The sequence below is a fragment of the Sphingobacterium allocomposti genome (genome assembly GCF_008124885.1).
GTDB classification, from domain to species: Bacteria; Bacteroidota; Bacteroidia; order Sphingobacteriales; family Sphingobacteriaceae; genus Sphingobacterium; species Sphingobacterium allocomposti.
Genome location: NZ_VNHX01000001.1, coordinates 30,896 through 44,238, shown reverse-complemented (window position 1 = coordinate 44,238; position 13,343 = coordinate 30,896). Strand labels below are relative to the sequence as shown.

The window sequence follows — 13,343 nt, the reverse complement described above, 5'->3', positions numbered from 1 at the left end:
GTTAAAAATTTGTCGATAAACCGAATGTAAAGCGCATCGTTGGTGGTGTGCGCGAATTGTCCCGTGCCAAACCGAAAATGCCGCTCTGCATGTTGACTTCCGGATCCTGCCCCAGATACCTCGTCCAGGTATAGAAATTTTCGCCCGTTACGTACAAGCGCAGATTACTCATGCCTATACGATCAATCATACTGCCTCGATTAAAGGTATAACTGACCGTCGCCGAACGGAAACGAAGAAACGATGCATCCTGCACATAACGATCGGACCCCAACCAGTTATACCCCATACCCATCAGTGCCCGCGGCATGTCGGTCACGTCGCCCTCTTTCCTCCAGCGGCGTAATACGGCAGTCGACTGGTTATCATAGTTGGTCATCTTTGTGGTATGCATCAATGCATCGTTAATGACTTCATATCCTAACCGGAAATTGAAAAACAGGTTTATCCGCAAACTATTCTTAATCGTAATCGATGGTCCGAATCCCCCCGTAAACCTCGGATTAGAATTGCCGAGATATACGATGTCCCGCTCGTCTATACTGCCATCGTTGTTGATATCCGCATATTTTGCGTCTCCTGGCTGAAACACGTAATCGGTATAGGGGTAGTTAAACCGCATATACACGGGCTCGCCGTCCGGGCCATAAATTGGCTGACCATTGATATCTTTCGCGATCGTCTCTTCGAGGGTCGAGTACACGCCCTCGTAACGGTAACCAAAGAAGGAACCAATGGGGTTATTAATCTGTAGGAATCGTTTATAATCGCCATTGACCGTTCCGGTTCCCGATTCGTTTACAAAGAACTCCGGTACGTCGCGCACCACGTTCAGGTTCCGCGCAATATTAAAGGCAAAATCGATCATTAAGTTTTTCGAACGGTACGGGGTCGCATGAAGATTCAATTCCCATCCTTGGTTGTCCATCACACCGTAGTTCAGCCAGATGCTTTCGAATCCCGAGGTATTGGGTACACCTAAGTCATCGAACAGCATGTCGGTGGTACGATTGCGATACAACTCTAAATCCAAACGGAAACGTCGTTTCCACATTTCCAGATTCAATCCTACATTGGCCCCTTTCACCCGTTCGAATTTGAGATTTCTATACGCCATATTCGCCGGGACTGTTCCTGCTTCACCCAGATACGTCTGCTCGTAGCTCACGATGTTGCTGTAAAAGAGGTAATCGTAACGAGGTGCTTTCCCAGAATGCCCGTAACTTGCACGGAAACTCAGCTCGTCAATAAACGACAGGTCCTCCATGAAGCGTTCACCCGAGACACGCCAGCGGGTAGAAATAGAAGGAAAATAGCCGTAACGATAATTCGCTCCGAATTTGGAGTTTCCATCGCCACGGACACCCACATTCACGATATAGCGGTCCAAGAATTTATATTGGGTACTAAACACACCGCCAATTGATCGCGATTGTCCTTCTCCGCCCCGCAATGCTAGTTCGTTGTTCTGTGTCCGGCCTGGATTGGATGGGTCGGTCAATAAGGTAGAGGCTGTATTCGATATCATTGATTCATAACTCAACCCGCGAAAATCATCGGTCTGCCAAGAAAACAGCATCTGCAGATCATGCTTCATCTTATCGCCGAGATTCGGCGTATAAATCAGGTTGGACTTTGTCTGAATTCTAAAATCATCGCGATCGGATTCCCCCGCACGGTTCACGACCGTCTCCGTATACGGCCTACCCGTTGCTAACTGTGGTAAGAAATTATTCACCCGCGTGTTGTTCATATCGAACATCACACTAAAATCCGAAAACAGTATTCCCTTAATCAGTTCATAACGTAAATTAAAAGTCGGTGTAATCCGTTCGCCCATGTGCTTATTGTAGGCATATTCGGCCATTGCCGCCGGATTATACGTACGAGGATAGGCCCCTTGAATGTTTTGACCCGGCGAGAAATAAACCGGCATCAAGTTTCCGTAGGGATCGTATTCATACAAGCTCATATTTGGCATCTTAATGTACGCCGCTCCACGGATGTTATCCTGATTATCTCCGGAATTGACGTAATTTCGATCGGTCACCGTATGGGTATAGGCAATATCCGTACGGAATTTAATGCGTTCTGATATGTCGTAATCTAAATTTAATCGTGCGGCAATCCGGTTTAAACCCGTTCCAACCGTTACGCCGCGCTGTCCCAGATAGCTAACCGAAGAGTAATACCTTGCTTTTTCTCCACCACCTTGTATCGAAAAGGTATGGTCGTTGGACAGACCCGTTTGGTTAATCGCCTTAATCCAATCCGTATTTTGGCTATAATTATGGTAATAGTATACATCCCCCGGATCGTATTGAAATTCTTTACTGGTCAGCGTATTCAAAGGCTGGCCAGTGCGGTTCATATACATTTCCGGAATCAGCGAAGAGTATTGGTCGCCGCTGAGCAACGGAATAGCACTTGGCACAGTGGAAAGCGCTCCGCGGAAGGAATATCCCACCCGAGGCTTTGACATCGTTCCGCGCTTTGTTGTAATCAACAGGACGCCGTTGGAACCTCTTGCCCCCCACATGGCCGTCGCTGCAGCATCTTTTAAAACAGAAATCGTCTCTATATCTGCCGGAGCCACATTCAGTAACTGGGCATAGGCATCTTCGTCGGCTGCTCCGAAGTTAAAGTCGCCCGGAATCTCCGTTTCGTAAGGCATGCCGTCAACTACAATCAGGGGTTCCGCGCTACCACTTAAGGACGAGGTACCTCGTATACGAATCGACATCCCCGAACCCGGATCACCGGAGTTGGCGGCTATATCAACGCCTGGCAAGCGCCCCTGCAGGGCCTCGTCAATAGACGCCGATTGCATATCCTGTAATACACTCGCATTAATAGTTGCCGTAGCCGTCGTTAAATCCCGGGCGGAAATATTCAATAACCCAGTATTAGGCTTGGCTCCGCCGGCACCCGTAACGACGATTTCTTCAATTTGGCTATCACTGGAGCGCAGTTCCAGGTTGATCTGGTTTCTGCTATTGATGCGCACCACTTGTGCGTTGTAACTGATAAATGAAAAGTTCAACCGGTTCAATGCCGTAGTGACTGCTAAGGCATAATTACCTTCTATATCCGTAGTTGTTGCAGCCACCGTTCGATTGTCGGCACTCAGTTCGGAAACTGTAACCCCCGCCAAGGGCTGTTTGGATGTGGCATCAATTACCTTGCCGCGCACAATGTGTTGCGCGACCGCTGTCTGCCCTACACAGCATATCCAAAACAACAAAAGCGAAAAACTATATGTTAATTGTCTCATAATTTGGATTTAATTGTTGTAGTTTAAGTATCCGTTCAGCTCATGTAACACGATGCGATCGCTCAGGTATAGATCGGGCGTATAAACGGTCGACACCGTTCTCCCCTTTCTATCTACAAAGCGTAGGTTCCCGACGGCGTTGGAAACATTCACTGTCAACGATTCATCGTCGACATTTTTTGCTAAAGTAACGGCGGATAGGATATCCTGATTACCATCAGGCGCAACATTGACATTCGTCAGGATATGGTATCTAATAAAGCTCTCTATCTGGAATTTACCGACGATATCTCCCGTCGCTGGGTCTGGAGGTAAGACACCATCATCTATAGCCTGTTGCACAGCTTCGTTATTTGGCATGAGTAGGGTATATAAGCTCCCGCCCGCCACCCCGGTAATCACCCGGTCGTTTGCTACGTAGAGCGGCGATTTGGAAACATATTCCCAGAATCGGCTAACATTCGGGTTTTCTGCCGCTATACGCGCCATTGCTTCCCCGGCCGTTTCATTCGAGAATTCCAAAAGATTGTCTACATAATAAACACGTCCGTTGTTCCCAAACTTCGCTGTTCCGATAATGCGTACCGGCTCCTGTAAACGTTCGTTGCCTGCTGCATAAATATTGCCGTTTTTCCATTTGATAAATTCTCCTGGCAATGCCCGATCCCCCGTTTGGATAAAGCCTTGTGTATTATTGATATTTGCCAGTTCATCATTTGGAGTTTCGATGATATGTGAATATAGCAAGCGCGCCAGACGGGTCTGTGTCTGCCCATGTCCCATGGTATTCCCATTACGGTCGATCCACGACCACTCGTTCAACCGTTCGTTGTAGGAATAACCTAATCTATTCAGTAGACTATTGGAAAATAAAAACAGTGTAAATTTCGTTCCTGGATTGATAACAAGCCGTTTGTGCTCGCGCTCCAACAGCATTAGCATGAGCGAATATTCGGGATCCAAAATCACATGTCTATAGACCGTATTGAACAAATCAGATTCCTGTATCTTGTTGGTTCCATAAAAGAATCCGTTGCTTACAATTTGCTTATCAATGATATCTGCTTTGGTAAAACGGGCGGGTTCTTCGTGTAGATTGGTTTTTGTGGAGAACTGGCTGGGCCATACAGCGCTCTGCCATAACATCGTGTTGACAAAGTCTGCCAAAACTCCTTTCGGAACCCGGTTCAGCGTTTTGTAATGCTCCAAAAATACATTTCGTATCCAAGGCACTATAACATCATTTGTTGGAATAAACATGCTATACCCGTCCCGCTGTCCATCATTATCCTCCTCCTTGAGGAAGTTCTCATTGTTAGGCGAAAAGGCCAACAGTGGGTCATACACTTTGATGTATACCTCCGCCACCTGTCCGGTCCGATATTCGTAGGTTTTACTCGCTGTAGGGCTGTATTCGTATGTTACGAAAAACTGGTTTAAAACTGAATCGCGGAAAAAGCTATATTCCTCATTTTCGCGCAGATACTGATCTAAACTCGGACGGGGCAAGGTCACTACATCCACTTCATGTATTACCCCGTTTTCCGCAATAATATCGGCTTTAGCGACGGAACCGCCCATGAAGTGAAAATTTGAAGTTGATATGGATGGATGAAAAAAACTATAATCATCGGCAGAGAGACTATTAAACTGTCTATACTTTTCGTGGAAATAGGTTACATATTTATTGTTATTGTCACCATCTACATAGTAAGGTGTTCCGAAGTTCACTGTCACATTATTTCGATTCGACGCTCCCACAATGATTTCTCTTTCCGTTCCATTAATCTTCACTTTCTCTTTTCGGAAACCATCATAATAAGCTGTACGCCTCCGGAATCCCATCCCCTCTTGCCATCCCAAATTGGACTGGTAATCAGCAATACGGTTGGTCTGAAAAGCATTATAAACTAAAGCGTATCGGACGATTTGTTCGGCAACAGCATCCGGTACTTCTTCTACTGTTGCATAGTTGTGCTCTTGCAGAAAGCGGTGGACCGCATCGTCGTTTGGCGCAAACAATGTCCAATATCCGGCTTGGTTGAGCGTCTGCATATAGCCCGCTTTTTCGATTAACCGACGAAAATGGGAAAATCTCCCTTCTTCCTCTAGCCGGGTATATATCGGCGATTCCAGATCGTCCGGGCGGCTGTAGTAGTCATCGAAAGCTTCCTTCCGACAGCTTATACATAAAACGGCGAACACCACCCAGTGAAAGGTTAGCTTGTAAATACGCATATATTCGTTTTAATAGGTTTATAAAAATGTAATCTTACTTAAGTTTATCTTTAACAAAGGTTAGTAGCCCTTTTTATTTTAAAAATCTGTATCAAACAGATCTATTTCCTTCTCCGGCGTTTCGGTTCTTATAATTGTACATCAAATATATCTGGGAAGTCGACGGTTTGCAACCTGTGGCATCCTGCCAACTATTACCTGCGTTCGACTATTCTTTATGAGCTTCGAAACAACCCTATCCTTCGTGTGAGGCGGAGCGTCTCTACGGACAGTGTGGGAGAATTCAACTATGATCCGACAGGTACATAATCGTTATACGAAAGATAAACCCAAAGGGTTTACACCGTTATAGAAATATATGCTTGCTATAAATATGAGACCTCTGCGAGGGTCCAACATCCTTTTTTTATAAAGCACAAAGAAAAACGAGGTTAAACAGCTATGCGTTTGCTCCGAATTGGTATACTTTTAAAGCAAATAGCTTTCCGTTCGGAACAACTGAATACACGTAGGCGACAAACGCATGTGCATATAGCATAAACACATGTGCGGATATAGCATTTACCTACGCCTTTACCGTATACTATCATCTGTTCGTGATAAAGTCATAAGAGATTGCGACCAACAGCCCTACATTTGGGGCAAACTGCAGCACGTTTGTCGCAAACGTTCATTCGTTTGCAACAAACGTATATACAGATAGGACAAACTGTTTTTCAAATGGCACAAACTGTTTTGCATTTAGCTTAATCAAAAAGTCGTGATGCCCATAACAATCTTTCTAAAAACATGCCGTCTGGGCCGCTGCTGCGGAATATCTTTCGTCGGCTCCACACCGATAAAAGTATGCAACAACAAAAAAATCAAGCGGAGTAACCTTAGTTTCCTTCAGGTTGATGTAAGCTAGTTCTGATACTGGAGGGCCAATACCATGTGTCTGGGGAATCAGGAAAGTCGGCACGATAGGCCTGTAGATCGATAACATGTTCTTCGATCTCAAGCCGACACCCTTTAATCCCCTGCAATACCATCTTAGCGATTTGATACGCTCCATATGTGTTAAAATGTGTATTGTCCTCTAGTGGCTGGTGCTGATCAGGGAATGTACCTGCCGGATAGTGCACAAAAGCCTTCTTAGACCTTTCGACCCCCAGCGTTTCATAGAACATTCGCGTCATTTTATTTAGATCAATCAGCGGAACACGAAGTTCCTTAGCAACCCTACGCGCCGCTCCCGGATAATCGCCCAACGTATACAGCAACTGTCCGTCTCTCCCAAATGCCCGACGTGCGGTGGATGTAACAATAACAGGTATACCACCTTTAGCACGGAATTCCCGCACAAAGAAACGCAGGCGTTTTGTGTACCCATTGAATGCTCCAGCGTCCGCCCCCATCTCTTTTTGATCGTTGTGCCCGAATTCAATAAACAGATAGTCGCCCGGCTTCACTAAATTTAGTATTTTTAACAGTCTATTGGACGACAGAAAAGACCGCAACGATAGCCCCGATTCTGCGTGGTTAGCAACAACCACGTGCTCATCAAAGAAACGCGGTATCATCTGCCCCCAAGAAGCCCACGGCTCATCTTCCTGGTTCACGACCGTGGAGTTTCCCGCCAAAAAGAGCGTTCGTATATTGTCCACCTGCTGTATACGGATGTAAGCAATATGGTTCGTCTGCAGGAATTCCAATGTAAGCTTATCATCCCAGTCGAGCTTGCCTTCCTCTCTAGGTCCTTTTAGCTTTACCCGCACGTTTTCACCTATCCTAGGACTTTTTAAATGTACTACGAAACTTCTTTCAACAAACTGTCCCGGTGGAATGCGCAGCTGCTCGATCTGCAAACGCCTAGACTCCGAACGAACTGTACTATGGTACACGCTGTCCGTGAGCCCCTGATAGCCAATTGTAATACGGTAATTCCCTTCAGGAACTTTAACCGAAAAATAAAATGGAAGATTGGCCGACAAGAGGTGTTTGTTTTCGGACCTTGATATCTCGACGTTGTGCTCGCTCCCGAACTCAAAACCGAACTGTTCGTTTTCTGTGTACGAGGGCAATTTATCCAGCACAATCGCCCCTTCTTTCCCTGTATTACCGAATACGAACTCCATACTAATTTGTGCCGCGAAAAGGAAGGAATGGTTGCTTAACCATAGGACGATAACAACAATAAAGCGGTACTTACCCATATGTAAAAAATAGATCTATACGTGGCTTATCGAAGATAGGCTTTTGGTATCGGTCCGGCAACCTGACGTCACCTGCTCCAGTTTCGGGATGTAGGGTCTTCGCGTGTTATTCCGCATCTGCTGCAATCAGACGTTTGATCCTAGGCTACCAGGCAAAGTAAGTACATATCTCGCAATTAAAGGTGCAAAAGGTTGTAACTTCTGTATAAATTATATTAACTTTAGTTAGTTACAGCAGTTACATCAAGAACATGAATATAGAATTATGAAGTTTCCAAATATCGCGGCACTTATTATATGCTTTATTACGACGGCAGGCCTGCTGTACTTTTTGGATTCAAGCTACGGAATTAGCCGTATAGCGCTCGTTTCCCTCGTCGGTTCAGCAATCACCATATGGTTGACCAATAAAGTCGTTGCAAAAAAATAATGCTGGTGAAGATTTCTGTAATTCCTGAAAACCCACAGTAAGGAAGGGCCGGCTACGGTAACGTATAGCCGGCTCCGTTGGCTGAATAGGTCCTTCTGCTAAACACCATGTTCAAAACAGAGAACATCCTACGCCCTATAATACCTGAGTTCAATGATATTATTGGGAATAGGCAGGCTGTTCCAATGGTCGTGGATAACCAGTGCTGCGCCAATTGCGGTTGCTTGTGCCATCGACGCCGCATATATTTCGATATCGCCGAAGGCTTTGGCCAATAGATTCATAAAGATGCTATTCTTACTAAAACCTCCATCAACGAAAATCCGCTTTATCCTTCGTCCGGAAAAAACCAGATTTGTCGACGCGACCTGAGCCTGTACCAAGTAGATAATCAGCGCATGGTACGCCTCTTCAAAATTGTCAAACCCGCTTAAGTCTACCTTGCTAAAAGCATCGAGGCTTTCCGGGATAATCCGGCCCTTGGTCAGTTTCTCAATAATGGCCCAGTCGATCTGTACGTGCTTAAACCGCGCTGTGGTCACCTGAAAGTGGTCAGCGATACGTTTGGCCTGCAATTCATGCTCATACCCCGCAAATAAGCGGGAAGCTTTCACAGGCGTCCCGGCGTAAGTCATATAGAACAAACAGTCTTTTTCCAATTGCTCTTTCGTCAGGCCCTCTTCGTTAAAAGGGTTCAAAGAAATACACCATGTGCCTGTCGAGATGAGAATAAACGGTTCATGGAAATTAATAAGGTAGGGTATTAGTGCCGACGAACTATCGTGTAATCCGACACCTACCTTATACGTGCTGCCCGGAAATGCCGCGGAGAACACTTCATCCCCCCCGACAATTGGGGCCAGCTTTTTATCAATCCCCGCGTCTTTCACCCATTGATGGTAGTCCTTTTTCCCGAAATCCCATAAGGCGGTGTGACAACCAATACTAGTCATATCGGAGTACATCTGTCCCGATACCAAAAAGCTAAGGTATTGTGGCAGGTGGACCGCATATTTGACATGTTCAAATATATCGGGTTTTTGTTCTTTGATACGGAACACCTGTAGTCCCGCGTTCAAGCTGCCTAGTGCCGGCGAAGCGGTATCCAGCGAAAACTGCTCCACACCGCCATACCGCTGATACAGGCGCTCCTGTAGCTCTTCCGGATACGCCTTCAGATAATTGTATAGCGGCGTGAGCGGCCGGCCACTATCCGTTAGATAGACAAAGCTGGCACCATAGGAGGTAAAGTTGATCGCTTTGATATCAAACTCATCGCGCCGGAACACCTCATGCAGTGAATCGAAAACAGAAAGGCGCAGACTTTCCAGGTTTTCACAAGGGTCTCCATCTTCGTCTTCTGTTTCAAGAAACCGTGCTGACCGCTCAAACACGATCTGGTAGCGTTCGTCAAACAAAAATAGCTTTTTGTTCGTCTTCCCCACATCGAATACAGCAACAACCGGTATACGTGACTTCCCCATAAATGCTATAATCCTGTTGCTACCGATGCGCTGCCCCGCTCGTCTATCAATTTAGCCCTCATATCCAACGCACGAAACAAACCTACAGGATCCAACGCTGCCCCCTGGCGCAAACGTGCTTCCGCAACCAAAGGACGGACATCTGTACGGAACGCGTGCTGTAGAATCTCCTGCGCCCGCACCACATCGTTGTTCCGCTGCGCTTCTTTCAGTGCTACCCTGTCGACCAACAGCGCCTGGGCATATGCTATTTTTATTGCCTCGACAGACTGTAAAAGATCTACCAAGGGATCTTTTAAGTTGTGCGAAGCGTCAATCATCCAACCCAAACCCGTTGCATGGTCCAGACCCCGGGCATCCATTCCTTCAACCAGTTCGTTAAAAATCAGAAACAACTGATATGGCTTGATACTACCGGCAGTCAGATCATCATCGGCGTACTTACTGTCGTTAAAATGAAAGCCGCCGAGCTTGCCTTCCATCAGCAGCAGCGAAACAATCTGCTCGATATTTGCATTAGGCAGATGATGCCCCAGATCTACCAACGTGTACGCCTGGGGGCCAAGCTTATTGGCCAGCAGCAGCGACTGCCCCCAGTCTCCAATCGTTGTCGAATAGAAGAACGGTTCGAATGCTTTGTACTCTACAAAGAGTTTCCAGTCCTCCGGTAAGTGCGCATAAATTTCTTTCAGACTTTCCAATGTATTCTGAAAGGCCTCGCGGAAGTTAAGCTGTCCCGGAAAAGAAGACCCGTCTGCCAACCATACCGTAAGGGCCTTCGAGCCTAAAGCCACCCCGTGGTTGATCACCTCGATATTATGGGCCACCGCCTGCCGCCGTACATTAGGATCGACGTGGTGTAGCGATCCGAACTTGTAACTATGCGCCTGTCCCGGCTGATCTTGAAATGTATTCGAATTGACAGCGTCGAAAACAAGGCCATAGGACGCCGCCAATGTTTTAATTTTCGCTGCATCCTGCGGGATGTCCCATGGAATATGTAAAGAAATTGCTCCGCTGGAGCGGTTAAGCGCATGGAGCAAGCCAACATCTTCAATTTTTTGTTCCAGGCTGCCCGGCTCGCCCTTTCCCGAGAAGCGGCCAAAGCGGGTCCCCCCCGTACCGAGCGCCCAGCTTGGAATCGCAATCTGGAACCGCTCCAGTTTGCTAATAACGTCCTCTGCATGCGCGATATCTTCGGCAACATACGTCAGTGCACGCCGATGTTTTGCTGCAAGTTTCTCGTTATGCTGTTCTAGCGATTGTTTATCTAATTTCATATGTATTTGCGTTTTTTTAAAGGCTATAATATCAAGATCATATTGCTGCTGTTTCTCTCATGGATAGCGGCTTACCTACTTGTCCGAAGCACTGCAATTAATCAGCAGGTTTTACGCGGTCCAAAGAAGTTCACAAACTGTCTTGACTGGTATAGCTATTGCATTTAAAATAATAAAACCTAAATAAATTCACTTATATGTACAAAATAATGGTATCCGCGTATAAAACCAAGTTATTTCGATGTCCTCTGCCCGAAGAACTATTTTAAAGAGAAAATACCGGTTAATTGAAAAGCAGATCCGCCGTCCGGCGGATCCCCTCTCGGGCTATCTTACGAAGGCCATGGCCACCCCACCGTCAACATTGAGAACATTTCCCGTCGATTTATTGAGGTTTCCTCCGACAAAAGTAAAACACGCGTTGGCTATATCGTCCGGCAGGATGATCTCGTTGAGCAATGTACGTTTAGCATAGTATGCGGGCAACTCCTCTACAGTTATTCCGTAAGCTTTAGCTCTTCCTTCGGCCCATCCTCCGGCCCAGATGTTGCTATCCGATATTACTGCATCCGGATTCACTACGTTCACGCGGATTTTTGCGGCTCCGAGTTCGGCCGCGTTCAGGCGGCTCAGGTGGAGCTGTGCAGCCTTAGCACTGCCATATCCGGCATTGTTGGGCCCGCTTACCAACGCGTTTTTGCTGACAATATTAACGATGTCGCCACCGATATCCTGCGCTTTTAAGACCTTGGTTGCCGCCTGTGTCACGAGGAATTGTCCTTTTACTAGTACGTCATATAGTAGATTCCAGTCCTTTTGTGTGTGATCTTCTATCGTTTTGGAAATGGACAGCCCGGCATTATTCACGACAATGTCTATTCCGCCGAATGCCAACGCCGCTTCTTTCAACGCTATCTCTATCTGCTCTTGATTTGTTACATCCAGGATAGCTGTCGCCACTGCATCTTTTCCGAATAAGCCTACAAACTCCTCTTCAGCGCCCGCCAGACGTTCAGCATTCACGTCGTTCAGGACGACGACCGCCCCTTCGTTGGCAAACTTCTTGGCTATCGCCTTGCCGATGCCTCCCGCACTTCCGGTTACTAAAGCTATTTTTCCAGACAGAGCCTTAGGCTTGGGCATACGTTGCAGCTTGGCTTCTTCCAACAACCAGTACTCAATATTAAACGCCTCCTGACGCGGTAATGACGTGTATTCGCTCACCGCTTCGGAACCTTTCATCACATTGATCGCATTGATGTAGAATTCTGCGGCCACCCGAGCCGTCTGTTTGTCTTTCGCAAACGCAAACATCCCAACACCCGGATATAGAATAATGACAGGATTTCTATCTCTAATTGCCGGACTATTGGCGTGCTTACAGGTCTCATAGTAGTCTGTATACATCGCTCTATACTCCTCGAACAATGGCTGCAGCTGCGCTTTCACTTCTTCCACGTTGTTTAGGTCGGCTTCTTTATCCAGATTCAAGATCAGCGGTTGAATCTTTGTACGCAGAAAGTGATCCGGACAACTGGTTCCCAAAGGAGCTAAACGCTCCAGGTCATTGGAATTGATATACTCCAGCACCTTCTCGTCGTCCGTAAAATGGCCGATCATATGGCGCTCGCTGGAACAAAATCCCCTTAAAATAGGGGCCAGTTTGGCAGCTTGCTCCTTACGTGCTTCAGCGTCGAGGCTCGTTATCTTGTGTCCGCCAAATACAGGCCTCGCTTTTCCGTAGTTTTGAGCAAGATACGCTGCACACGTTTCGATAACATCGAGCGAATTTACATAACTTTCGTATGCCGTATCTCCCCAGGTGAATAATCCGTGCGAGCCCAGCATGATCCCGCGTATTCCGGGATTTTCTTCCAAACATGCCCGCAGCTGCAAACCCAGATCAAAGCCCGGCTTTTGCCAGTCTACCCAGCCGATGCTCCCGTTAAATAGCTCCTCCGTAATCTTTTTCCCATCTTTAGCCGCCGCAATCGCGATCGCCGCGTCCGGGTGCAAATGGTCTATATGTTTAAAAGGAAGGAAACCATGCAACGGCGTGTCGATGGAAGGCGCTTTCGAATTTAAGTCAAAAATACAATGGTTAAACAGTTCTACCATCTCATCCTCATGCGCGATACCCCGATAAACCTTTTCAAGGTTACGCAACCGCTCGACGTATAGAGCTGCCAGACCTGACTTTTTCAGGGTGCCAATATCTCCGCCTGACCCCTTGATCCACATCACTTCGACCGGTTCTCCTGTCAGGGGATCTTTATCTATTAATTTACACGATGTATTTCCTCCACCATAGTTCGTGATCCTCAAGTCTGATCCTAATAAGTTAGAACGATACAACAGTAAAGCAACTTCATCGCCCTCCAGCGATTTTGCTTTTGCATCGTCCCATAAGTAGTTAACGTGTTTATATACTTTCACGGCTAT

Annotated in this window: 7 protein-coding genes and 1 pseudogene; 2 read left to right on the top strand and 6 right to left on the bottom strand. The window is 46.6% G+C overall.

Going from position 1 to position 13,343, the window contains the following annotated elements; translation table 11 throughout:
* Position 1: 1 nt before the first annotated feature.
* Positions 2-3,274: a SusC/RagA family TonB-linked outer membrane protein gene (locus tag BC792_RS00160; protein WP_148906966.1), complete on the bottom strand. Its 3,273-nt coding sequence runs from the start codon at positions 3,272-3,274 to the stop codon at positions 2-4.
* Positions 3,275-3,283: 9 nt separating this feature from the next.
* Complete coding sequence (locus tag BC792_RS00155) at positions 3,284-5,512, bottom strand: fasciclin domain-containing protein (protein WP_148906965.1); 2,229 nt, start codon at positions 5,510-5,512, stop codon at positions 3,284-3,286.
* Positions 5,513-6,257: 745 nt separating this feature from the next.
* On the opposite strand from BC792_RS00155, the pseudogene BC792_RS18775 reads away from it, so the two are divergent.
* Positions 6,258-6,392, top strand: a pseudogene (locus BC792_RS18775) (IS982 family transposase); the annotation flags it as partial.
* Here BC792_RS18775 and BC792_RS00145 read toward each other — a convergent pair.
* Positions 6,391-7,707 (bottom strand): rhamnogalacturonan acetylesterase, encoded by a 1,317-nt coding sequence (locus BC792_RS00145; protein WP_148906964.1) that lies wholly within the window; start codon positions 7,705-7,707, stop codon positions 6,391-6,393. The pseudogene BC792_RS18775 and the gene BC792_RS00145 sit on opposite strands and share 2 nt — an antisense overlap.
* Before the next feature lie 265 nt (positions 7,708-7,972).
* On the opposite strand from BC792_RS00145, the gene BC792_RS18235 reads away from it, so the two are divergent.
* A complete protein-coding gene (locus BC792_RS18235) occupies positions 7,973-8,137 on the top strand; it encodes a hypothetical protein (RefSeq protein WP_170249920.1) in 165 nt (54 codons plus the stop codon).
* 128 nt (positions 8,138-8,265) lie between these two features.
* Here BC792_RS18235 and BC792_RS00140 read toward each other — a convergent pair whose 3' ends face one another.
* From BC792_RS00140 to BC792_RS00130, 3 genes are all read right to left on the bottom strand, one after another.
* Positions 8,266-9,621 (bottom strand): FGGY-family carbohydrate kinase, encoded by a 1,356-nt coding sequence (locus tag BC792_RS00140; protein WP_148906963.1) that lies wholly within the window; start codon positions 9,619-9,621, stop codon positions 8,266-8,268.
* A gap of 5 nt (positions 9,622-9,626) precedes the next feature.
* Positions 9,627-10,901: a sugar isomerase gene (locus tag BC792_RS00135; RefSeq protein ID WP_148906962.1), complete on the bottom strand. Its 1,275-nt coding sequence runs from the start codon at positions 10,899-10,901 to the stop codon at positions 9,627-9,629.
* Positions 10,902-11,228: 327 nt separating this feature from the next.
* The gene (locus BC792_RS00130) at positions 11,229-13,337 is read right to left on the bottom strand and encodes a bifunctional aldolase/short-chain dehydrogenase (protein WP_148906961.1); all 2,109 of its coding nucleotides are present in this window, start codon (positions 13,335-13,337) and stop codon (positions 11,229-11,231) included.
* Positions 13,338-13,343 lie beyond the last annotated feature (6 nt).